Genomic DNA, 19,973 nt, shown 5'->3' on the forward strand with positions numbered 1-19,973 from the left:
GTCTTTGGCCCATGGTGGGGGTTTTGTCGTCCCGGCGGAGAGACGCGAGAGCGTTCCCGTTCGGCGAGAGCGTTCCCGTTCGGCGAGGCGGGCAGTCGGAAGGAGCATCTCGGGACCCCGGGTGCCGAGAATGCGACTCCCGGGGTCCCGCTCGGGCACTCCGGCCCCTGAAAAGGATCACCGTCGCGGGCGGCCGAACAGCTCAGCCGGCAGCCCGTCGCGGCGACGGCCCGGACGCCGTTATCCGTACACTGCGTCATTCGTGCACCGCGTAGTCCGTGTAGTCCGTGCACTCCGTCGCCCGTGGACTGCGTCATCCATGCACGGCGTAGTCCGCCGGGCGGGCCGGTGAGCGGTCCGCCGGACGATCGGACAATCCCTGTCGAGCGGGCCCTTCGGGCCCCTTTCTGTGTTGCTCGATAATGAACATTATGTCAAGTAAGCTGTTCCGGCCGCTCCTCCCGCCGCCCGATCCCGCGTACTCTTCCTCGCGATCCTGACCCGTCACCGCATCACGACGACGCCGGGCTCACAGCGCTCCAGTACGCGGGATTGGGCGGCCCGGGACCGAGCCGGTCGTGCTGCCCCGACAGCGGGTGTGGCAGCGGAGGCCATCGGGCCCGACGAGCTCAACGGTGACGGGCCACTCCCCCTGTCGCGCCGACAGATGATCATTTGCGGATGACTCGGGACACACCCGAGTCATCCGGCCGGACCATCCAGCCCCTCTCCCCCGCTGTTCAGCCGCTCGTGGCCGCGTGCATGAGCGCGACGTACCCCTCCTCAAGCGAGGGCTGGACCGGTACGGCGCGGGGGTCGGGCCGGGCGGGGCTGACGAGACGGTAACGGGTGCCGTCGGGGCGGCTGACGGCGGAGGACGTAGGCGGGGACGGGGTGCGCGCCGGACGGGTTGGGGGTGGTCGTCAGGCGGCGGCGGATGGCGGCGAACAGGTCCGGGGCCGGTGGGGCGACGCGTGCGGTGTCGTCCTGTACGGCGGTGGCGGTGCGGTGCCATGCGCGGGCCTGGGTGGCGCAGGCGGTGAACAGCCTGCTTTTGACCGTGCCGACGGGGATGCCCAGGATCTGGGAGATCTCGGCGTGGGACAGTCCGGCGGACAGGGCGAGGGTGAGGACTTCCCGGTGGGTGGCGGGAAGTGCGGTGAGTGCGGCGGCGACGGCGGCGGTGTCGGCGCGGGCGAGTGCCACGACTTCGGGGTCGGGTTCGGCGGATCGGAGGTGGGCTGCTTCGTCGAGGGGGCGGGGGGGCCGGGCGGCCGCCGTTCATGCGTTTGAGCGCTTGGCGGCGGCAGATGCCGTACAGCCAGGTGCGGACGGTGGAGCGGCCTTCGTAGGATCCGGCCGAGCGCCAGACGGCGATGAAGGTTTCCTGCAGGGCCTCTTCGGCGGCGCCGCGGTCGCGTAGCAGTCCTTCGGCGTAGGCGAGCAGGGCGTGGGCGTGCCGGGTGTAGAGCTGTTCGAAGGCATGCTCGTCACCGGTGGCGATCAGTCGCAGCAGCCGGAGGTCCGTGTTATCCATCGTGTGTGGGTACTGTGCCGGGTCTCCGGGTTCGGCGCGAGCGTTGTGATGTGTGTCACGGTCGCCGTCGTGGTCGCTCCGGGTGGCGTGTCGCCGTTCGGGGCGCCCGGCCGGTTCGGATGGTGGGGTTCGTCCTTGAGCCGGGCGCGGAGCGTTGGGGACTCGTGGGGTCAGGTGGTGGTGCCGGGCAGGCAGACGGTGATGGCCTGGGGCACGACTTTGACGGTGATGCGCTTGACCCGGTCGCGGGCTCCCCCGTCCAGTTCGTACGCCATGGGGGTGCGGAGTTTGACCGATACCTTCCGGGCGCGGGTGATGCGGACGAAGGGGGATTTCTCGGCGTTGCCGGCGCTCATGCGGCCGAGGGCGCGGGCCCATTGGATGGGGCCTTCCGCGGTGGAGACGCCGACTTCGAGCCAGCCGTCGTCGTATTGGGCGTCTTCGAAGACGTCGATGCCGCCGGTGACGGTGCCGACGTTGCCGATGAGCACGCAACTGGCGTCGCCCTCGAACCAGTCGTTGTCGTCGATTTTGATTTTCATGGGGGTGACGGCGCCGCCGACGTGGCGCAGGCCGGTCCAGATGTAGGCGAAGCGGCCGAGGCGGTCCTTGAGGCCGCGGTCGGCGTCGGCGATCATCTCGGCGTCGAAGCCGACGCCTGCCATGACGGCGAAGTGCTCGCCGTTGATCTTGCCGAGGTCGAGTTTGGCGCGGCGGCCCTCGAAGCCGATCCGTACGGCCTCGGGGAGGTCTTCGGGGATGCCGAGGTTGCGGGCGAGGAGGTTGGCGGTTCCCGCGGGGACGATGGCGGCGGTGGCGTCGCTGCCGGCCAGGGCGTCGATGCAGCGTTGCACGGTGCCGTCGCCGCCCCAGAGGAAGAACAGCTCGGCGCCTTCTTTGAGGGCCTGGCGGACCTTCTTGGGGGCCTTCTTGCTCTTGGGGACCTCGTACCAGAGCAGGTCGTCGACGTCGTAGCCGGTGATGAGCTTGCGGAGCTCGTCGAGGCCGCCGCCGAGGGTTTTCTTGCGGTGCGCGATGACGGCGACGCGGGGCACCGGGGTTCGGGGGGTGGCAGGCGCGGCGGCGGGGTCGTCCGCGGGCCGCCGGTCAGCGGATTTCACCATGGACCGGCGGCTACCCGGATGGGGGCGGGTTAGGCCTCGGGGAGGGTGTAGTCGATGAGGTAGTGGTGGCCGTCGTCCACGCGGATGGTGCCCTCGCCGGTGAGGCCGGCCAGTTCGCCGGTGCCGCTGGTGGGGACGATCTGCCATTTCATCCACTGTTCGCCGTTGTGGCTGCCCGCGCTGTGCTGGAGTGCGAAGGTGCCTTTGCGGCCGTGGAGGATGCCTTCGACGTGTTCGACGCCGACGTAGGCGGCGGGCCCGTCGGGGGTGACGACGGTGAGGATTTCGGTGGTGCTGGTGCCGACGAGGTCGCCGTGGAAGGCCTTGGTGATGTGGTTGCGGCCGAAGGTGGTGCCTTCCTTCTCCTCGGTGGCCAGTTCGGTCCAGTTGGTGATGTCGAAGGCGCCGGTGGCGTGTCCGTTCATATGTCCAGCGTGCCGCGTTTTCCTGACATCTTCCGTCAGGTACGGCGGTGTCCATGCGGTGCTGTCCAATGGTGAGCGGGAGGAGAAAGTCAGACGAATGCCGTCAAGCCCGTCACTTTTCAGCCGTTCATGACAGATGATCGGAGGCATGTGTATTCCCCGACCGGCCGTCCCGGTTCTCGCCGGCCGGTCCGCCGAGGCCCGGCCGGTGTGATGCTGATCTCTCCCTTCCCTTCACAGGAGGGCCGCAGGATCGCCTACAAGGTGTTCGGGTCGGCCGCGAGCGCCCCGCACCGGGCCCGCGCGTTCGTGCGGTGCCAGTTACGGGGGTGGGAGCTCGCGGACCTGGCCGAGACGGCGGAGTTGGTCGTCTCCGAACTGGTGACGAACGCGGTGCGGGCGACGGACGCCGTGGTCAGCCCGCCGATGGCCTCGTCGATGTTCCCGGTGGCCCTGCGTACGGTGGCGCTGCGGGTCCGGGTGGCGCCGGAGCGGCGCAGCCTGTTCATCGAGGTGTGGGACGTCAGCGACCGCGAGCCGGTGCCGCACGGCGAGGGGGAAGGCGACCTGGGCGAGACCGGCCGGGGGCTCGTTCTGGTCGGCAGCCTGGCCCTGCGCTGGGGCCACTATTCGGCGCCGGATCGGGGCAAGATCGTGTGGTGTGAGCTGGCCATCGCGCCGGTGGAGGTGTCGCGTCCGCCGGGGGCGGCGGGTGCTCCGGCCGCCGGTTCCGGGCCGCGCGGGCGGCCGGCGGCAGCGGCAGCGGCAGGATCATCGGCCGCAGCATCGGCGGGGGTGTCGGCGGGGGCGCTGCCGCGGCGGGGGCGGCGGCATCCGGTGGGCGCGCGGACGGACGGCCCGGACGAGGCGACGCTGCTGCGGGTGCTGGAAGGCCTGCGGGCGCTGGACGTGTCGGACCCGGACCGCCGCCGAGCCTGAGCCCCGGTGGATGTGCGGTGGATCAGGGGACGACGGTGACCGGCCAGCGGCCGGTGCGGACCAGGCGGAGCGCGACCGAGCCGATGAAGCGGTGGCCGGCCTGGGTGGAGGCTCCCACCACGACCGCGTCCGCCCTGATCTCGTCGGCGATCTTGGCGAGGACGCCGGCGGCATCGCCGTATTCGGTGCGGAAGGTGTAGTCGACGGGTGAGTGCGTGGTCTGGGCGAAGTGCTCCACCTGTGCGCGCAAGTCCGTGGCGACCTCCTCCCCCGCCTCGATGACCGAGGCCGACGCGGCCGGCATCATCGTGCTGATCGCGCCGGGGTTGGTGACGTAGACGAGGACGACGTGCGAGCCCTGGCGGCGGGCGAGCCCCCAGGCGTACGCGGCGGCGCGCAGGGAGGTATCCGAGCCGTCGATGCCGACGAGGATCACTCGCGGGCCGTCGGTGCCCAGCTCGAACGTGTTCACGCCAGTCAGCGTACGGCTCGCGGGGGGCGCCTGGATACGGGGCCGGGGCTGGGGGCGGGTCGTGGTGGATCAGGTGCGGCGTGACCGTCTTCGCGGTGGTCGCCGGGGAGGCGGGGCAGGGCCGGTCGGGGTGGCGCGGATAACCTGTTGCGGAAATGTCGGGGCCGTTGGTTAGGGTCTCGGATCGTGGCTGGTCAACCTTTGATCTACGCGCGTGGCCTGGTCAAACGCTTCGGGGAGTTCACCGCCGTCGCGGGGATCGACCTCGATGTGGCGCCGGGCGAGGCGTTCGGGTTCCTCGGGCCCAACGGGGCCGGCAAGTCCTCGACCATGCGGATGATCGGGTGTGTGTCCACGCCGACCGCCGGGGAGCTGCGGATCCTGGGCATGGACGCGGTTCACGACGGGCCGAGGATCCGCGCGCGTCTGGGGGTGTGTCCTCAGCTCGACAACCTCGATCCCGATCTGACGGTGCGGGAGAACCTGGTGACCTACGCCCGCTATTTCGGGCTGTCGCGGGCGGAGAGCCGCAGACGGGCCGACGAGTTGCTGGAGTTCGTGCAGCTCCGCGACCGTGCGGGCGGGAAGGTGGAGCCGCTGTCGGGGGGCATGAAGCGGCGGCTGACGATCGCGCGGGCGATGGTGAACGAGCCTGATCTCGTGCTGCTCGACGAGCCGACGACGGGGCTCGACCCGCAGGCTCGTCATCTGTTGTGGGAGCGGTTGTTCCGGCTCAAGCAGCGGGGCACCACGCTGGTGCTGACGACGCATTACATGGACGAGGCGGAGCAGTTGTGCGACCGGCTGGTCGTGATGGACGGCGGCAGGATCGTGGCGGAGGGGTCGCCGAGGTCGCTGATCGAGACCTACTCGACGGCCGAGGTGGTCGAGGTGCGTTTCCCCGGCATGCCCGAGGCGGGGGCGCGGTACGCGGGGGCGCTGGAGGGGGTGGGCAAGCGGGTCGATCCGCTGCCCGATCGGGTGCTGGTCTACGTGGACGACGGCGACGCCGCGCTGGCCGAGATCCAGCGGCGCGGGTTGGAGCCGTCGAGCGTGCTGGTGCGGCGGTCGACGCTGGAGGATGTGTTCCTCCATCTGACGGGCCGGACGTTGGTGGACTGAGATGGCACTGCGGACCGAGACGGCTGCGGCGCGGGTGGTTCATCCGACGGTCGCGGTGCTGGAGCGGCACCTGACCCTCTACCGGCGGTTGTGGCAGGCGTCGGTGTTCTCCTCGTTCGTGCTGCCGGTGCTGTTCCTGCTGAGCATCGGCATCGGGGTGGGGGGTTATGTCGGCAGGGTGCAGGGGGTCGATTACCTGTCGTGGATCGTGCCGGGCGTGCTCGCGTCGACGGCGTTCCAGATCGCGGTGGGCGAGTCGACCTATTCGGTGCTGGGTGACTTTAAGTGGGTCCGGGCCTATCACGCGATGCGGGCCACGCCGGTGGAGCCGGTGGACATGGTCCGGGGGCATCTGCTCTACCTGGTCTTCCGGGTGACGATCGCCGTCGTGGCCTTCCTGGTCGTGGTGGTGTTCTTCGGCGGGCTGCATTCGCCGTGGGCGCTGGTCACCCCGCTGGTGTGCGCGTTGCTGACGGTGTCGGTGGCGGCGCCGGTGACGGCGTTCGCCGCCACGATCGACCATGACAGTTATTTCTCGCTGCTGTTTCGGCTCGTGGTGCTTCCTGCGTCGTTGTTCTCGGGGGTGTTCTTCCCGGTCGAGCAGCTCACGGCGGTGTTGCGCCCGCTGGCGTACGCCTCGCCGATGTGGCATGCGGTGGAGCTGTGCCGGGCGGCGACGCTGGGCAGGGCCCCGGCCTGGCCGGTTCCGGTGCATGCCGGCTACCTGCTGGTGTGGGCGGTGGCGGGTCTTTTCCTGGCGGTGCGGGCGTTCCGCCGGAAGCTGGAGGACTGATGATGACGACGCTGGTGGCGTCCCGGGTCTCCCCCGGCCGGGTGGGCGCCGTCATCGGCCGCAATGTGGGGGCGCTGCGCTCCGGGCCGTCGTACTGGATCGTGCTGCTGTCGGGCTTCTTCGAGCCGTTGCTGTATCTGCTGTCGATCGGTGTCGGTGTCGGCGCGCTGATCGGTGAGCTGACGGTGGACGGGCGGACCATGCCGTACGCGACGTTCGTCGCGCCGGCGATGCTGGCGGTGTCGGCGATGTCGGGGGCGCTGGCCGAGACGACGTTCAATTTTTTCTTCAAGTTGAAGTACATGAAGACGTTCGAGGCGGTGCTGGCGACGCCGGTGCGGCCCATCGAGATCGCGGTGGGCGAGCTGGTGTGGGCGATCGTCCGGGGTTCGCTCTACACCGTGATCTTCCTGGTCGTGATGGTGGTGATGGGGCTGGTGGAGCCCGGCTGGGCGCTGGCCGCGTTTCCGGCGACCGTGCTGGTGGGGCTGGCCTTCGGCGGGCTGGGCATGGCGGTCAGCACGCTGATGCGCGGGTGGCAGGACTTCGATCTGATGGGCACCGGGCAGTTCGCGTTGTTCCTGTTCTCCGGGACGTTCTCCCCCGTGCAGGGCTACCCGGTCGGGGTCGAGGTGCTGATCCAGCTCACGCCGCTCTACCACGCGGTGGAGCTGGTGCGGGGCCTGTGCATGGGGGTGCTGGGGTGGGGGCTGCTGGGGCACGCGGCCTACCTGGTCGTGCTGGCCGGGGCGGGGGTCTGGTTCGCCTCCCGGCGCCTGTCCAGGACCCTGTGTGACTGACCGTCGCTGCTGTTCGACGACGACCAGGCCGTCGCCCTCGCCGTGGCCCTCTGAACGGCCACCACAACCGGCGCCGGTATCGGGGAGGCCGCGGCGCGTGCGCTGAACACCGTCCGGCAGGTCATGCCCGCGCGGCTGCGACGCCGGATCGACACCCTCCAGGTCACCACCGTCGAGGGGCTCGCGACGCGGCCGGACGTACGGGTCGACGGCGGCGTGCTCGTGGCGCTCAGCGCCGCCGTCCACGCCGGTGAGGTGCTGCGTTTCGACTACGCGGCCGCGTCCCCGCAGGAGGCGGACGACGACGGGGTGCTGACGCCGCCGCGCCGGGTGGAGCCTCATCATCTGGTCACCTGGGGCGGGCGCTGGCATGTGGTCGCCTGGGACCTCGACCGCGAGGACTGGCGCACCTTCCGCGCCGATCGGATCACCCCGCGCTCCCCCACCGGGCCGCGTTTCCCTCGGCGCGAGGCGCCCGGAGGTGATGTGGCCGTCGTCGTCGGCAGGTTCGACGCCGGCATCGAGGTCGTCGGCCCGGCCGAGCTCAGGGAGGCTTTCGCGCAGTTGGCCCGCCGCTACGCCAGGGCCGCGAGCGGCGCGATGGGTGGCGTGGGGAGGGCCGAGCCGATGCTCAGGTCACCGTAGGTGAGCCGACGCCCGTCGGGGCGGGTGCCGTCCGGGCCATGGAGGCGAGGATGCGGAGTTTCTCGTCACTCTCGCTGCCCTGATCGGCGTAGTAGAGCACCAGGAGCAGGCCGTCCACGGGGAGCTTGTCCCGGTGCAGGCGCAGCTCGCCGACGACGGGATGGTTCACGGTGGTGGTGCCGCCGTCGAGGGTGCGGATGTCGTGGCGCGCCCAGAGGGTTCGGAAGCGCTCGCTCGACAGGGCGAGCTCGCCGACCAGTTCCACGAAGCGCGGGTTGTCGATGTCGTCCCCGGCGGACTTCCTGAAGGCGGCGATGAATCCTTCCGCGGAGCGTGTCCAGTCCTGCTGGAACGCCTGCTCCTCGGGATCGAGTAGCAGCGACCGCAGACGGTTGTACCCGGGCTGGAGGCGCGGAGAGAGCGCGACCGCGAGTCGGTTGGAGGCGAGCACGTCGAACGCGCGGCCCTCCACGAAGGCGGGAACCTGCACGCTCGCCAGGAGCTGGTGCAACCGCGCGGGGACGCGTTCGGGTTTCCTGCGCGGCCGGGACCTGGGGCGTGCGGCGGCCAGGCCGAGAAGGTAGTCCTGTTCGAGCTCGTCGAGGTGCAGGACCCGCGCGAGCGATTCGAGCACCTGCGTTGAGGGGTTCCTGTCGCGGCCGCGCTCCAGCCGCAGGTAGTAGTCGGCGCTGATGCCCGCGAGCATGGCGACCTCTTCACGGCGAAGCCCCGGAACGCGGCGGTTCGGGCCCGGCGCGAGCCCGGCCTGCTGCGGGGTGACCAGGGCCCGCCGGGCACGCAGGTAGCCGCCGAGCAGATTGGCACGCGTGTCGTCGCTCATGTTCACCATCGTATTTCGGGCTTTCCGCGCCAAGGGGGCCCTGGCAGGACCCCGGAAGACGGGGGCACTGCCTCCAGCCGGAGAGCGGATCAACACTGAAGACACCGCGGCGCAGGAACCGCAATCCGGAACTTCGACGAGCGCGCCCAGCGGCTTTGCCGCGGACGGGCCGGCCCTGAGCAGGAGCAATCAATGGACATCACCAACCGCACGGTCTTCATCGCCGGCGCCACCTCGGGAATCGGTCTCGAGCTCGCTCGCCGCTTCGCCGCGGCCGGCAGCTCCGTCGTCCTGGGCGGCCGGCGAGCCGACCTGCTCGACCGGCTCGCAGCCGAGCGGTTCGGCACCGTTCCCATCGACGTGACCGACCAGGACAGCGTCGGCCGTGCCCGCGACACGATCCTCCGCAGCCACCCGGGCCTCGACACGATCGTGACGATGTCCGGGATCGGGATGCCCGAGGACCTGCGCGATCCCGCGCACTTCGGCGCCGCACGGCAGATGATCGACACCAACCTCTTGGGCACCATCCGCGTCATCGACGCGTTCACCCCGCACCTGGTCGGGCGCGGCGCCGGCGCCGTCATCACGGTCACCTCGGGTATCGGGTTCCTGCCGTTCCCGGTCATGCCGACGTACGCGGCGTCGAAGGCCGCGGTGCACGCCTACACCGAGGCGCTGCGCGCGCAACTGGACGGCACGGGCATCGAGGTGTCCGAGCTCGTCCCCCCGGCTGTCGCCACCACGCCCGAGCAGGCTCGGCTCAACCCCCGCGCGCTCGACCTCGCCGAGTTCGCCACCGAGGTGATGGATCTGCTCCAGGCCGATCCCACTCCGCGCGAGATCCTCGTCAAGGGCGTGCTGATGCACCGCTGGGCCGAGCGCGACGGCACATACGCCGATCTGGTCGCCCAGCGGTCGCAGGCGCTCGCGATGCTCCCGAGCCGTCAGTAGGCGCGGACGGGGCAGTCCCGGACCGGTCATGGTTGGGGCGAGGCCGCCTCGAGGAGAGCACGTCCGGCCGCGGTGAGCTCGTGCGTGGCCGAGCGGCGGCTACTCGCCGCGGGACTTCGCGGACGCCTCGCCGTCGTCGCCGCGCGGTGGCGAGGGTCGGACCTCACCAGCGATCAGGTCGAGGCCTCGCCGGTCAGCGAGGGCACGGCGTACGGGCGGAGGACCATGAGCGGCTCCTCCAAGGCCGCCACCATGGCGAAGGGGAACCGGTCGAGTTCGAGACAGAGCGCGACGTCATCGGCATGGGCTCCTTGACGTACGCCCTGCGCCAACTCGGCGGCGGCGCGTGAGGTGCCGGCACGGCGGAGGAACTCGGTCGGATCCGTCCTGGCCCCGGTGGCCCGCTGGGCGATGTATTGGGCGCATGCCAGATCTTCTTCGGCGCGGCCGTCGTCGCCGGTGACCACGAACGTGACACTGCCGCACTCGCGTGTCCGTAACAGCCGGGCCGTTGCCTCCGCCACCACGAAGCCGGCGCACAGCACGAGCGACGCCTCCTTGACCGCAAGAGCGCCGACCGTCCCTGCCGTGGTCTTCTGCACGACGGTCCGCCCGGCAAGGTCGACCGACCGCAGCAGGCCCGGCGAGTTGACGGTGTCGAACCCGGCCGCGGGCGGACCGTCCTTGAGCGTCACCCAATCCGGGTGGCGAGCCTTGAGCGCCAGGGCCTCGTCCAGCGATTCAGCGAGAACGATCTTCTCCGCTCCCCGGGCGAAGGCCCAGGCGGCCACGGTGAAGGCACGCATGACGTCGACGACGACCGCTGTGGACGGGGTCTCGGCCAGCTCAGCGATCCCAAGGAAGCGGACGTCCATCCAGTCATGATCACACATTCCCGATCCGGAGCACCCGGGCAGGTCGGCGGCAGGCCCGCTCAGGACACGCACACGCAGAACTCGTTGCCTTCGGGATCTCGCCAGACCTGCCAGAGATCCTCGTGCATCTCCCCTACCGGGGTGGCCCCGAGCGCGGTGGCGCGGGCGACCGCGGCGGCGAAGTCGTCGGTGACCAGGTCCAGGTGGACGCGATTCTTCGCGGTCTTGGGTTCGGAGACCCGCTGCAGGGCCAGGTCGGGACCGAGACTGATCCAGTCGTCCTCGCGACGGGTGATGTCCCGCTCCAGCAGGCGGCTCCAGAACGCGGCGAGCCCGTCGAGGTCGTTGACGTCGATGACCACGCCACCCACGCGAATGCTCATTGCTCCCCTCTCGGCGTACGGATCGATTATGTCCGGGCCCGGTTGTCCGGCCCGGACCGGATATCGACCATGACAGAAGGAGGATCTTCCGAGGGGGCGTGAGCATGAGCCCGGTTGCCATAGGCCGTCTCAGCGGTGAGGACTGGCGCACCTGGCAGCGCTGGCCGACGCGCCCGGCGTCTTCCACGGCGACCTGGAAGAGGAGCGGGCCTACGACGAGGCGCGGTGGCGCGCGTGGACCGAGGACGGTGTCAAGGCGGTCGCGTTCGACGCGCATGCGCCGGTGGGCGTGGCCGCGGAGCGTGTGCCGGCGGACCGGGCCGGGGCCGTCGAGTTGTTCGGCATGTGGGTGCGTCCCCGGGCCAGAGGCGGTCGGATCGCCGAGCGCCTGGCACTGGAGGTGGTGGCCTGGGCGCGCGAGACAGGGCGGTCCCGGGTAGAGCTGTGGGTGATCTCCGGCAACGATTCCGCCGAACGCGTCTACCGGCGGCTCGGATTCCGCGACACGGGCGAATACGAACTCCACCCGCGCGCCCCTGGCCTGCGCAAATACGTCATGGCCAGGGGCGTCGACGGCGGGTGACGCCGATCCCTCGGCTGCTCGCGCGGGGTGACGCCCGCTTCGCCGGCGGCCCGGGTGGCCGCGACCGGCGCCCGCCTCATGATCAGCGCCGATGCGAAGAGGTTTGTGACGCTGCCGCCCGGCGCCTTGGCGGAGTGCGGGCGCGGGCGGTCCTCACTCCGCGTCCTCGCCCGGGCCGGGGGGCGGGGTGGATGCGGTCATCCGTTCGATGATCTTCTTCAGTGCGCTGTGCAGGTGGCGCCGCTCCTCGTCGGTGAGGGTCGCGGTGGCATGTTCGGCCAGCAGGCGCCTGGCCTCGGCGATCGGTTGCTCCGCGGCGCGAGCCTTCGGGGTCAGGTGCAGCCGGACGAGCCTGCCGTCCGCCGGGTCGCGGCGCCGCACGAGCAGTCCGGCCGCCTCCATCCGGGTGGCGGTGTTGACGACGGTCGGGGTGGTGACCTGCAGGCGGGCCGCCAGCTCCCCGGGTGTCAGCCCGTCGGTCTCCCACAGGACCTCCAGCACGAGGTTCTGCCCCACGCGCACGCCGTGGCGGCTCATCGCCTCGTCCGCCGCCGCCCGCAACAGCTTCTGGGCCCGCGTGAGCAGCCTCAGCACTTCGGTCACCTGGCCATCCTACGATTCGTTTGCGCGCTAATGATCCCGCCGCTACGCTGATCATTAGCTTGCTATCGATTTGGAGGGATCCGCATGATCCTCGTGACGGGCGGACGCGGCTTCATCGGCGCGCACACCGTGCGTGCCCTGCTCGACCTCGGCGAACGCTGCGTGCTCGGCCAGCGGGCGGCGGGACCTCCGCCGGCCCTGGTGAGCGAACGGGAGGTGCGGGAGGGGCGGGCCGTGGTGGAGCCGATGGACTGCACCGACCCCGGCAGCGTCCTGGCGGCAGGCAGGCGTCACCGCGTGACCGGCATCGTGCACCTGGCGGCGGCGGGGATGGGCGCATCGGCGCCGCTGGACGAGCTGTCGGCCAACGCCGCCGGGCTGTTCGCCGTGCTGCGCGCGGCGCGGGAGTGGGGCGTCGGCCGCGTCGTCGTCGCGAGCACGATCGGCGTGTACGCGGGGGTCACGGACCAGGTCCTCCGCGAGGACGCGCCGTTGCCGGTCGCGAGCCCGCATGCGATTCCCGCCGGCAAGAAGATCGCAGAAGTGGTCGCCGACGCCGCCGCGTCCTCCGGGCTGGACGTCGTCGCCGCCCGGATCGGGGCGATCTGGGGCCCGCTGGGCAGGCCGTCCTCGCCGTTCTTCGCCGCTCCCCGGCTCGTGCACACCGCCGCGCGGCATGCGATGGCGGCCGGCGGCGCGAGCGTCTCCTCTACCGCCCGCGCGGGGGAAACCCAGGCCGCAGGCGAGGGCGGCGTGCCAGGCGAGGCGGCGCCTTCCTACGCGGAGGACGCCGCCGACATGTGCTACGCGCGCGACTGCGGGCGGGCCCTCGCGCTCCTGCAGACGACGGCGACGCTGCGCCACCGCACCTACAACGTCGGTGGCGGCCGGGCCGTCGCCAACCGGGAGGTCGCCGCCGCCATCGGCAGGGCCGTGCCGGGAGCGGCACCCGCGCTGCTCCCCGGGCGCTCCCAGGGAGCGCCCGCCGTGGACGCCTGTCTCGACATCTCCCGGCTGCGGGAGGACACCGGCTACGCCTCCGAGTGGGACCTCGACCGGGCCGTGACCGACTACGTCGGCTGGCTGCGGGCGGGCAACCCCCGCTGATCGCCGCGCCCACGGGATAATGCGGGCCATGTACCGGGAGAGGGTGTCGCGGGTGCCGGACGCGGTGCTGTGGTGGAGCACCTCCCCCGGCACCGCGGCCGCCGAGCGGCGCGTGCTGCCCGACGGATGCATGGACGTGATCTGGGCGGACGGCGCGTTGCTGGTGGCGGGCCCGGACACCGCCGCGCACGTGGTGACCGACCGGCCCGGCGCCCGCTACGTGGGGCTTCGCTTCGGGCCGGGCACCGGCCCGGCGGTCTTCGGGGTCCCGGCGCGCGAGCTGCGCGACCTGAGGGTGCCGCTGGACGACCTGTGGCCGGGCGCCGAGGCGCGGCGGCTGACGGAGCGGGCGGGCGAGGCCGCCGATGCCGGCCCTGCACTGGGCCCTGCACTGGGCCCTGCACTGGGCCCTGTTCTGGGCCCTGTTCTGGGCGCGGTGCTTGAGGAGGAGGCGGCGCGCCGCCTGGGCGCGACGCACCGCCCCGTCGACACCGCTCTCGTCGGCTGCGTCGTCGAGGGCGTGCGCGCGGGCCGGCCGGTCGCGCGGATCGCCGCCGACACGGGGATCGGCGAGCGGCGGCTGCACCGCCGGTGCCTGGACGCGTTCGGGTACGGGCCGCGGACGCTCGGCCGTATCCTGCGGATGAACAGGGCGGTGGACCTGGCCCGCGGGGGCACGCCGCCGGCCACGGTGGCCGCCGTCGCCGGGTACGCCGACCAGGCCCACCTGTCTCGTGAGGTGAGGTCGCTGACCGGCGTGACCCTCGGCGCGCTGATCCGCTGAGCTGCGCCGCCCGCTGGCCTGTGTGACCCGCTGACCCGTGTGACCCGCTGACCTGGGGCCCGTCAGGCGGTGGGCAGGGCGGCGAACAGGTCCACGCCGTTGCCGTCCGGGTCGTGCACCACCGCGTAGCGCTGCCCCCAGAACGCGTCCCACGGCGGCAGGTATCCCTCGTATCCGGCCTCGACCAGGTCCGCGTACAGGCGGTCGACCTCCTCGGGGCCGTCGCAGCGGAAGGCCAGCGCCATGCGCGGCCCGCCGCTGCCGGGCGACCAGGCAGGGTCGAACGAACGGACGACGTCAGCGGTGTCCCATACGAGGCGCAGCCCGCCGGGCAGGGTCACCTCCACGTGCGGCTCGGTGTCGGCGGAGGACGGGATGTCCAGCCCGAGCCGGCGGTAGAAGGACAGGGAGGCGGCCATGTCGGTCACGACCAGGCCGATGAGATCGAACGAAGGTGCCATGACGACCACGCTAGGGGCCGGGCCGGTCGGTCGTCTTGAACGAAACGGACACTCAGCGGGAGAAGGGCGTGACGGCCGTGACGGCGGTCACCGGGATCGGCCCGTAGATGTGGGGGAACTCCTCGTCCGCCCCCTCGGGCACCTCTCGCCTGACCGGGCAGCCGAGCCGGTCCTCGTCGATCTCCAGCAGCACCAGGGGCTCGGTGACGTGGCCGTAGTAGCGGCCTGCCACGCCGCGCGCCTGGGCCGGGTCGGCCGAGGCGTGGATGTAGCCTTCCTCCTCCAGGGTCCGGCCGAGGGTCGAGACGCGGTATTCGCCCGTGATGACGGCCGCGTCCCAGTCGGCGGCCAGCGCGAGATGGAAAATCATGGGCCGACCCTAGCGGGCGGTCCGAGTGCGGCCAGCGCGCGGGCCACCGCCTCCCGGGCCCGCTGCCCGCCGTCGGGGCGGGCCTCCACGACCTCTTCCACCCACAGTCCCGACAGCAGACCGGCGACGAAGCGGACCTCCCCGGGCCCGCAGGGGTAACCGGCGCATTCGAGCACCGCGGCGACGACGTCGTCGCAGCCGTCGGTCCAGGCGCGGGCGATGGCCTGCAACGCCGGGTCGCGGCCGGCCTGGAGGTACAGCTCCCACAGGCCGAGCTGGCGCAGCCGGTCGGAGGCGTACACGCCGGTGAGGGTCTCGGCGACCGCCGGCGGCGTACGGCCCACGAGGTGGTCCACCGTCGTCCGCATGCGGGCGAGTTCACGCTCGACCAGCAGGGCGAACGCCTCGGCCAGCAACTGGTCGCGACTGGTGAAGTAATAGGAGGTGGCGGCGAGGGGCAGTCCTGCCCGGCGGGCGACGGCGCGGTGCGTCACGGCCGCGAAGCCGCCGTCGCCGAGCAGGTCGACGGCCGCGTCCAGCAGCGCCTCCCTGCGGCGTACGGCGCGCTCCTGCGGGCGCCGCGACTGGGGCGAGACGGCCCGCACGGCGACGCCGCGTGCGGGGGCCGCCGCCGGGACGGGTGCGGGCCGGTCCTGATCGGGCACGCCGTGATCCTCCCCTGGATCGTCGGGGCTCCGCCGCCGGGCGGGGAGCCGTCCGGATCACCCTTAGCGGGCGTGTGCCGCCGGGTCAAACGATCGGTGCCGGTCGGTCAGTGCGCGCCGGAGAGGTTGAGCACGGCGACCCCGGCGATGATCAGCGCGATGCCGGCGGCCTTGACGAGGTTCATGTGCTCGCCGAGGAACAGGGCGCCGATCAGCGCGATCGCCGCGGTCCCGGTGCCCGCCCACACCGCGTACGCGATGCCGACGGGCATGCGGAGCTTGAGCGCCCAGGCCAGCAGGAGGAACGAGGCGATGTACCCGGCGGCGACGACGATGGTCCAGCCCCAGCGGGTCAGGCCGTCGCTGAGTTTGAGCGCGGAGGTGGCCAGGACCTCCGAGGCGATCGCGCCGACGAGCAGGAGCCAGGCCATGGGAACCTCTTCAATAAAAACGGTACGCTTGTCCCAATTTTACGTGGCGTTGCCCCGCAAAGCCATGGGCCGGCCAACCAGGCGCTCCAGGCTTGTCGACCGGTCGTGCAGACGGGGACCATCCCCGCGCCCTGCCACTCCCTGCCACTCCCTGCCGCGCCCGGCCGCTCCTGGGCGCCCGGCCGGAGGACGAGCACCGCGTCATCGGCCGCGTTTCACAGGGTCACCGGCAGCGCGGTCAGCCGCCACGTGCCGGGGTCGGGGGCGCGCAGCTCGTCGGCGGGGACGGCCAGGGCCAGGCCGGGGAAGCGGCGCAGCAGCGCGGCGATCGCGACCTGGGTCTGCACGCGGGCCAGGGAGGCGCCGAGGCAGAAGTGCGGGCCGTGGGCGAACCCGAGGTGGCCGGCGCCGGGGGCCCGGGTCACCTCCAGCCGGTCGGGGTCGTCGAACACCCGCGGGTCGCGGTTGGCCGCGGCGATCAGGGCGGTCACCTTCGCACCCTCGGGCACGGTCACGCCGTGCAGTTCGACGTCTTGGCGGGCGTGGCGTGGAATCGCCAGCAGCGTGGGGCCGCACCAGCGGATGAGCTCCTCGACGGCGCCCGGCATCAGCGCGGGATCGGCGCGTACGGCGGCGAGCTGGGCCGGGTGGGACAGCAGGGCGGCCACGGCGTTGGCGATGAGGTTGGTCGGGGTCTGCCCGGCGAGGACCAGGTGCCAGACCAGGGTGACGATCTCGGTGTCGCTCAGCCGGTCCCCGTTTTCGGCCTGGACGCGCACCAACTCGCCCAGCACTCCCCCGGGCTCGTCGGAGTGACCGGAGTGACCGGCGCGAGCGGCGGCGACGGCGTCCGCGGCGCCCGCCATGATGCCCGGGATGGCCCGCGCGAAATCCTGGCCGGCCCCGGCGGCGACGGTGGCGCCCCATTCGCGCCAGCGCGGGCGGTCCTGCTCGGGAATGCCGACCAGCGCGCAGATGACGTCCATCGGCAGTGGCCGGGCGAAGTGCCGCAGCAGGTCGACCCGCCCGCCGTCCGCCTGGGCGGGCAGGTCGTCGAGCAGGTCGTCGAGCAGCGCCTCGACGAGGGCCTCGATCCGGGGCCGGAACTCGGCGGCCCGCCGGGGGGTGAAGGCCGGGGCGACCAGCTGGCGCAGCCGCGCGTGCTCGGGGCCGCTCATCTCGCTCATGGTCCGCATGTACGGCAGGCAGTCGTCGGGGACCTGCGGGCGCATGAAGCTGTCGGCGGTGAGCTCGAAACGGGCGTCGGCGAGCATCGACCGCGCGTCGTCGTGCCTGGCCAGAGCCCATATCGGGCCGAGGCCGGGAATCAGCAGCCGGGCGAGCGGCGCACGTTCGCGCGCCCGTCCGTACGCGGTGAAGGGGTCGCGCAGGACCTCGGGATCGGTGAGGTCCACCTCGGGCACGGGGGTCACAGGCAACTCCAAATGTTCAGTCCAGATGGTCTTATCATCTGAGTGGCGACGGTATCTTGGGTCCCGCCGTACGGCAAGCGGGCGTACGCGGACGAGGAGAGGGATGGAACGCCTCACCAGGGCCGAGCTTCAGGCGCGCAACCGGGCCAGGGTGCTGACCGCCGCCCGCGACGAGTTCACCGAGCGGGGGTTCCGCGACGCCAAGGTGGACGCGATCGCCGACCGGGCGGGGCTCACCCGCGGCGCGGTCTACTCCAACTTTCCGGGCAAGCGGGCCCTGTACTTCTCGGTGCTGGCCGACCTGGCCGAGCGGGAGGCCGAGCCGGACGGCCTACGGCGGTCCTCCTCCGCGTCCGGCGAAACGCCCGTCGGCGAGGCCGATGCCGAGACGAACGATGCCGGGACGGTTGATTTGGGGACACCCGCCGCGGCCACGGCCCGCGAGGCGCTCGGCGCGTTCGCCCGCGCCTGGGTCTCCCGGCTTCCGCTGGCCACCGACGGTCCGGCCAGGCTCGGCATGGACCTCATGCCGGAGGTGCTCGCCGACCAGCGGATCCGCCAGCCGTTCGCGCAGCTCATGAAGCTGAACGCGATCGTGCTCGGGCTCGCGCTCGAACGACTGGACGGGCACGCCCGCGCGCGGCGGCGGGTGCGGGTCGCGGAGACGGCCCTGACCACACTGCACGGCGTGAGCCAGATGGCCGACGCGGCGCCCGGGTTCGTAGAGCCGTTCGACATCGTCGCGGCGTGCGCCGGGTTGGCGGACCTCGATCTCGGCGACCGGTGGGATCCTCCTCACCTGCCCTTCGTGCCCCGCGCGCGGCCCGCCCGCGAGCCCTGGTCGCCGCCGCTCGCGGTGGACGCGGTGCGGGGCGAGCCGGTCCCGCTCGCGCGTGACGGCGTGGTGGCGGTCCTCGGGCTGCACCGTCTTGAGGCCGTGGAGGAAGCGGTGCGGGCCATGCCACCCGGCGGCGAGGTCACCGCGGTCCTGGTCACCGGCGATGCCGGCGAGCTGGGGCCGCTCGCCCGGCTGACCCTCGCCGACCTGCGCGCCTGCCTGCGGCAGGTGTTGCCCGCGCCGGCCTGGCCGCGCCTGCGCGTGGTGCACGACGACGAGGGAGCCGTGGCGGCGGCGGCCGGGGTGACCGCCGTGAGCGACGGGACCGAGGCGGCCGTGCTGGTGCGGTCGGGCCGCGTGGTCGCCCGCGCCGACGGGTACGGCGCTTGTCACGCCGCCGCCTCCGCCGAACTCTGATCGCCGCGCCGACCGCTGGGCCGACCGCTGGGCCGACCGCGGGAGGCCGGGAGGCGGGCGGCGCGCGCGGGCGTGGACACTTGGCGCGAGGGTCGAATGCGTGTTCTACTGAACCTCATGCGTCGCGACGCCACTTCTTGCGCGGAGGACCAGCCCGATGCGCGGCCCCGCGGGCAGCAGCAGACGGTGCGCCGGTCCGGGCAGCAGCAGGCGCGGCAGCCCGAGCAGACGGCGCAGCAGCCCGGACACTCCATGAGACAGCCCGAGCAGCCTGAGCAGCCCGCGCGACAGCCTGAGCAGTCCAGGCAGCCCGAGCAGCCCGAGCAGCCTGAGCAGCCCGGGCGGCAGCGAGGACCGTCTGTGCAGCAGTCGCTCGTCGGTGAGGGGCCCGCCCGCCCGCGCATCGAGCGGCAGGCCGTCACCCGCGTCTTCGACGGCATCACCTGCTATGAGGTGCCGGCCCGCGCGGCGCTGGAGCGGGTGCCCGAGGCCGCCGAGCTGCCTTTCACGTGGGGCGCGAGCCCCTATCGCGGCTGCGAGGCGGGCTGCGGCTACTGCACCGCCCGGCGCGGCCACCGCTACCTCGGCCTGGATCCCGGCTGCGACTTCTCCACGAAGATCGTCGTCAAGACCGACCTGGCCCGCCGCCTGCGGCGCGAGCTGGACTCCCCCCGCTGGAGCGGCGAGCCGGTCGCGCTGGGCCTCACCGGCGACTGCTACCAGCCCGCCGAGGAGATCTACCGCCTGATGCCCGGCGTCATCCGGACGCTCGCCGACGCGGCCAACCCGTTCACCGTGCTCACCAAGAGCCCGCTCGTCCTGCGTGATCTGGACCTGTTACGCGAGGCCGCGAAGGTGACGCAGGTCGGCGCCCTGGTGTCCGTCGGCTTCGTCGACGACCGGCTACGACGCGCCGTCGAGCCGGGAGCCGCGACCCCGCAGCGGCGCCTGGAGGTCTGCGCGACGCTGAACGAGGCCGGCATTCCCTGCGGTGTGCTGATGGCGCCGATCCTGCCGCTCATCGCCGACTCCACCGATCACCTGCTGGCGACCGTACGGCGGGCGGCCGAGGCGGGCGCGGTCAGCGTGACGCCCGTCGTGCTGCGCCTGCCCGCCGGTGCCCGGGAGTGGTACATGGGGTGGCTGGAGCGTGAGCATCCCGGTCTCGTGCCGCGCTACCAGGCGCTGTACGGCAGGGGCCAGGTCGCCGAGGACGGCTATCGGCGGCGGATCGCCGAGCAGGTGCGCGCCCTCGCCGAGACCTACGGCATCGGCAGGGACGCCCGGCGGTGGCGGCGGCGCCGCTCCCCCGCCCGCCAGCTCGCCCTCGTCTGACGAGAATGCGGACGAGGATGCGCCGGAGCCGTCGCG

General features: G+C 72.4%; 24 protein-coding genes and 1 pseudogene. 11 read left to right on the forward strand and 14 right to left on the reverse strand.

The genetic code is table 11. From position 1 onward, the window contains the following. Positions 1-783 precede the first annotated feature (783 nt). The 4 genes and pseudogenes from FLX07_RS12945 to FLX07_RS12960 all read right to left on the reverse strand — a co-directional run bounded on the left by FLX07_RS12945 (position 784) and on the right by FLX07_RS12960 (position 3,086). Positions 784-1,206, reverse strand: a complete 423-nt coding sequence (locus FLX07_RS12945; RefSeq protein WP_142570995.1) for a sigma factor-like helix-turn-helix DNA-binding protein — start codon at positions 1,204-1,206, stop codon at positions 784-786. 88 nt (positions 1,207-1,294) lie between these two features. Continuing rightward, a pseudogene (locus tag FLX07_RS38845) lies at positions 1,295-1,537 on the reverse strand (RNA polymerase sigma factor); the annotation flags it as partial. 170 nt (positions 1,538-1,707) lie between these two features. Next, entirely contained in the window at positions 1,708-2,661 is a 954-nt protein-coding gene (locus tag FLX07_RS12955) for a diacylglycerol/lipid kinase family protein (RefSeq protein WP_142570996.1), read from the reverse strand. 29 nt (positions 2,662-2,690) lie between these two features. Then, positions 2,691-3,086: a DUF3224 domain-containing protein gene (locus FLX07_RS12960; protein ID WP_167748223.1), complete on the reverse strand. Its 396-nt coding sequence runs from the start codon at positions 3,084-3,086 to the stop codon at positions 2,691-2,693. 213 nt (positions 3,087-3,299) lie between these two features. Between FLX07_RS12960 and FLX07_RS12965 the strand changes: the two genes are divergently transcribed. Beyond that, positions 3,300-4,025: an ATP-binding protein gene (locus FLX07_RS12965; RefSeq protein WP_142570998.1), complete on the forward strand. Its 726-nt coding sequence runs from the start codon at positions 3,300-3,302 to the stop codon at positions 4,023-4,025. 22 nt (positions 4,026-4,047) lie between these two features. On the opposite strand, the gene FLX07_RS12970 is transcribed toward FLX07_RS12965, so the two are convergent. After that, entirely contained in the window at positions 4,048-4,497 is a 450-nt protein-coding gene (locus FLX07_RS12970) for a universal stress protein (RefSeq protein WP_142570999.1), read from the reverse strand. 186 nt (positions 4,498-4,683) lie between these two features. On the opposite strand from FLX07_RS12970, the gene FLX07_RS12975 reads away from it, so the two are divergent. The 4 genes from FLX07_RS12975 to FLX07_RS12990 all read left to right on the forward strand — a co-directional run bounded on the left by FLX07_RS12975 (position 4,684) and on the right by FLX07_RS12990 (position 7,857). Next, the gene (locus FLX07_RS12975) at positions 4,684-5,619 is read left to right on the forward strand and encodes an ABC transporter ATP-binding protein (RefSeq protein ID WP_208762191.1); all 936 of its coding nucleotides are present in this window, start codon (positions 4,684-4,686) and stop codon (positions 5,617-5,619) included. Between the two features lies 1 nt (position 5,620). Continuing rightward, complete coding sequence (locus FLX07_RS12980; protein WP_142571000.1) at positions 5,621-6,412, forward strand: ABC transporter permease; 792 nt, start codon at positions 5,621-5,623, stop codon at positions 6,410-6,412. After that, positions 6,412-7,212, forward strand: a complete 801-nt coding sequence (locus FLX07_RS12985) for an ABC transporter permease (RefSeq protein WP_142571001.1) — start codon at positions 6,412-6,414, stop codon at positions 7,210-7,212. The genes FLX07_RS12980 and FLX07_RS12985 overlap by 1 nt, the downstream gene beginning before the upstream one ends. Before the next feature lie 123 nt (positions 7,213-7,335). Further along, positions 7,336-7,857 (forward strand): helix-turn-helix transcriptional regulator, encoded by a 522-nt coding sequence (locus tag FLX07_RS12990; protein ID WP_223853363.1) that lies wholly within the window; start codon positions 7,336-7,338, stop codon positions 7,855-7,857. On the opposite strand, the gene FLX07_RS12995 is transcribed toward FLX07_RS12990, so the two are convergent. Further along, positions 7,844-8,698 (reverse strand): helix-turn-helix domain-containing protein, encoded by an 855-nt coding sequence (locus FLX07_RS12995; RefSeq protein WP_142571002.1) that lies wholly within the window; start codon positions 8,696-8,698, stop codon positions 7,844-7,846. The genes FLX07_RS12990 and FLX07_RS12995 overlap by 14 nt on opposite strands. A 192-nt stretch (positions 8,699-8,890) precedes the next feature. Here FLX07_RS12995 and FLX07_RS13000 point away from each other — a divergent pair, with 192 nt between their 5' ends. Then, a complete protein-coding gene (locus FLX07_RS13000) occupies positions 8,891-9,652 on the forward strand; it encodes an SDR family oxidoreductase (RefSeq protein ID WP_142571003.1) in 762 nt (253 codons plus the stop codon). A 173-nt stretch (positions 9,653-9,825) separates the two neighbouring features. Here the strand turns inward: FLX07_RS13000 and FLX07_RS13005 are convergent, their stop codons facing one another. Together FLX07_RS13005 and FLX07_RS13010 are read right to left on the reverse strand one after the other, a co-directional pair. Next, positions 9,826-10,527, reverse strand: a complete 702-nt coding sequence (locus FLX07_RS13005) for a 2-phosphosulfolactate phosphatase (protein WP_142571004.1) — start codon at positions 10,525-10,527, stop codon at positions 9,826-9,828. Between the two features lie 59 nt (positions 10,528-10,586). Next, complete coding sequence (locus tag FLX07_RS13010) at positions 10,587-10,910, reverse strand: VOC family protein (RefSeq protein ID WP_142571005.1); 324 nt, start codon at positions 10,908-10,910, stop codon at positions 10,587-10,589. 193 nt (positions 10,911-11,103) lie between these two features. On the opposite strand from FLX07_RS13010, the gene FLX07_RS13015 reads away from it, so the two are divergent. Next, complete coding sequence (locus FLX07_RS13015) at positions 11,104-11,493, forward strand: GNAT family N-acetyltransferase (RefSeq protein WP_223853415.1); 390 nt, start codon at positions 11,104-11,106, stop codon at positions 11,491-11,493. A 153-nt stretch (positions 11,494-11,646) separates the two neighbouring features. Here FLX07_RS13015 and FLX07_RS13020 read toward each other — a convergent pair whose 3' ends face one another. Next, on the reverse strand, positions 11,647-12,096 hold the full coding sequence (locus FLX07_RS13020; protein WP_142571007.1) for a MarR family winged helix-turn-helix transcriptional regulator: 450 nt from the start codon (positions 12,094-12,096) through the stop codon (positions 11,647-11,649). 84 nt (positions 12,097-12,180) lie between these two features. Between FLX07_RS13020 and FLX07_RS13025 the strand changes: the two genes are divergently transcribed. Both FLX07_RS13025 and FLX07_RS13030 read left to right on the forward strand, forming a co-directional pair. Next, positions 12,181-13,203 carry an NAD-dependent epimerase/dehydratase family protein gene (locus FLX07_RS13025; RefSeq protein ID WP_142571008.1) on the forward strand — a complete coding sequence of 341 codons (1,023 nt, stop codon included), beginning with the start codon at positions 12,181-12,183 and terminating at the stop codon, positions 13,201-13,203. 28 nt (positions 13,204-13,231) lie between these two features. Continuing rightward, positions 13,232-13,987, forward strand: a complete 756-nt coding sequence (locus FLX07_RS13030; RefSeq protein WP_167748224.1) for a helix-turn-helix domain-containing protein — start codon at positions 13,232-13,234, stop codon at positions 13,985-13,987. A 62-nt stretch (positions 13,988-14,049) separates the two neighbouring features. On the opposite strand, the gene FLX07_RS13035 is transcribed toward FLX07_RS13030, so the two are convergent. From FLX07_RS13035 to FLX07_RS13055, 5 genes are all read right to left on the reverse strand, one after another. Continuing rightward, a complete protein-coding gene (locus FLX07_RS13035; RefSeq protein WP_142571009.1) occupies positions 14,050-14,448 on the reverse strand; it encodes a VOC family protein in 399 nt (132 codons plus the stop codon). 52 nt (positions 14,449-14,500) lie between these two features. Further along, positions 14,501-14,818, reverse strand: a complete 318-nt coding sequence (locus FLX07_RS13040) for a DUF952 domain-containing protein (RefSeq protein WP_142571010.1) — start codon at positions 14,816-14,818, stop codon at positions 14,501-14,503. After that, the gene (locus FLX07_RS36425; RefSeq protein WP_167748225.1) at positions 14,815-15,483 is read right to left on the reverse strand and encodes a TetR/AcrR family transcriptional regulator; all 669 of its coding nucleotides are present in this window, start codon (positions 15,481-15,483) and stop codon (positions 14,815-14,817) included. The genes FLX07_RS13040 and FLX07_RS36425 overlap by 4 nt, the downstream gene beginning before the upstream one ends. Before the next feature lie 107 nt (positions 15,484-15,590). After that, positions 15,591-15,914, reverse strand: coding sequence for a DMT family transporter (locus FLX07_RS13050; RefSeq protein WP_030508172.1), 324 nt, complete (start codon positions 15,912-15,914; stop codon positions 15,591-15,593). Positions 15,915-16,129: 215 nt separating this feature from the next. After that, positions 16,130-17,347: a cytochrome P450 gene (locus FLX07_RS13055; RefSeq protein WP_142571011.1), complete on the reverse strand. Its 1,218-nt coding sequence runs from the start codon at positions 17,345-17,347 to the stop codon at positions 16,130-16,132. Positions 17,348-17,450: 103 nt separating this feature from the next. Between FLX07_RS13055 and FLX07_RS13060 the strand changes: the two genes are divergently transcribed. Beyond that, positions 17,451-18,602, forward strand: a complete 1,152-nt coding sequence (locus FLX07_RS13060; RefSeq protein WP_142571012.1) for a TetR/AcrR family transcriptional regulator — start codon at positions 17,451-17,453, stop codon at positions 18,600-18,602. A gap of 186 nt (positions 18,603-18,788) precedes the next feature. Continuing rightward, a complete protein-coding gene (locus tag FLX07_RS13065; protein ID WP_189104915.1) occupies positions 18,789-19,937 on the forward strand; it encodes a radical SAM protein in 1,149 nt (382 codons plus the stop codon). The last annotated feature ends 36 nt before the right edge of the window (positions 19,938-19,973 follow it).

The organism is Microbispora bryophytorum (assembly GCF_006874465.1).
Lineage (GTDB): Bacteria > Actinomycetota > Actinomycetes > Streptosporangiales > Streptosporangiaceae > Microbispora > Microbispora bryophytorum.

Excerpts from the sequence above, each read along its gene's own strand:
- FLX07_RS13060 (WP_142571012.1), top strand. The coding sequence starts at position 17,451 with ATGGAACGCCTCACCAGGGCCGAGCTTCAGGCGCGCAACCGGGCCAGG.
- FLX07_RS12980 (WP_142571000.1), top strand. The coding sequence starts at position 5,621 with ATGGCACTGCGGACCGAGACGGCTGCGGCGCGGGTGGTTCATCCGACG.
- FLX07_RS13030 (WP_167748224.1), top strand. The coding sequence starts at position 13,232 with ATGTACCGGGAGAGGGTGTCGCGGGTGCCGGACGCGGTGCTGTGGTGG.
- FLX07_RS12995 (WP_142571002.1), bottom strand. The coding sequence starts at position 8,698 with ATGAGCGACGACACGCGTGCCAATCTGCTCGGCGGCTACCTGCGTGCC.
- FLX07_RS13025 (WP_142571008.1), top strand. The coding sequence starts at position 12,181 with ATGATCCTCGTGACGGGCGGACGCGGCTTCATCGGCGCGCACACCGTG.
- FLX07_RS13040 (WP_142571010.1), bottom strand. The coding sequence starts at position 14,818 with ATGATTTTCCATCTCGCGCTGGCCGCCGACTGGGACGCGGCCGTCATC.
- FLX07_RS12985 (WP_142571001.1), top strand. The coding sequence starts at position 6,412 with ATGATGACGACGCTGGTGGCGTCCCGGGTCTCCCCCGGCCGGGTGGGC.
- FLX07_RS13000 (WP_142571003.1), top strand. The coding sequence starts at position 8,891 with ATGGACATCACCAACCGCACGGTCTTCATCGCCGGCGCCACCTCGGGA.
- FLX07_RS13005 (WP_142571004.1), bottom strand. The coding sequence starts at position 10,527 with ATGGACGTCCGCTTCCTTGGGATCGCTGAGCTGGCCGAGACCCCGTCC.
- FLX07_RS12965 (WP_142570998.1), top strand. The coding sequence starts at position 3,300 with ATGCTGATCTCTCCCTTCCCTTCACAGGAGGGCCGCAGGATCGCCTAC.
- FLX07_RS12990 (WP_223853363.1), top strand. The coding sequence starts at position 7,336 with ATGCCCGCGCGGCTGCGACGCCGGATCGACACCCTCCAGGTCACCACC.
- FLX07_RS13035 (WP_142571009.1), bottom strand. The coding sequence starts at position 14,448 with ATGGCACCTTCGTTCGATCTCATCGGCCTGGTCGTGACCGACATGGCC.
- FLX07_RS13050 (WP_030508172.1), bottom strand. The coding sequence starts at position 15,914 with ATGGCCTGGCTCCTGCTCGTCGGCGCGATCGCCTCGGAGGTCCTGGCC.
- FLX07_RS12960 (WP_167748223.1), bottom strand. The coding sequence starts at position 3,086 with ATGAACGGACACGCCACCGGCGCCTTCGACATCACCAACTGGACCGAA.
- FLX07_RS13010 (WP_142571005.1), bottom strand. The coding sequence starts at position 10,910 with ATGAGCATTCGCGTGGGTGGCGTGGTCATCGACGTCAACGACCTCGAC.
- FLX07_RS12955 (WP_142570996.1), bottom strand. The coding sequence starts at position 2,661 with ATGGTGAAATCCGCTGACCGGCGGCCCGCGGACGACCCCGCCGCCGCG.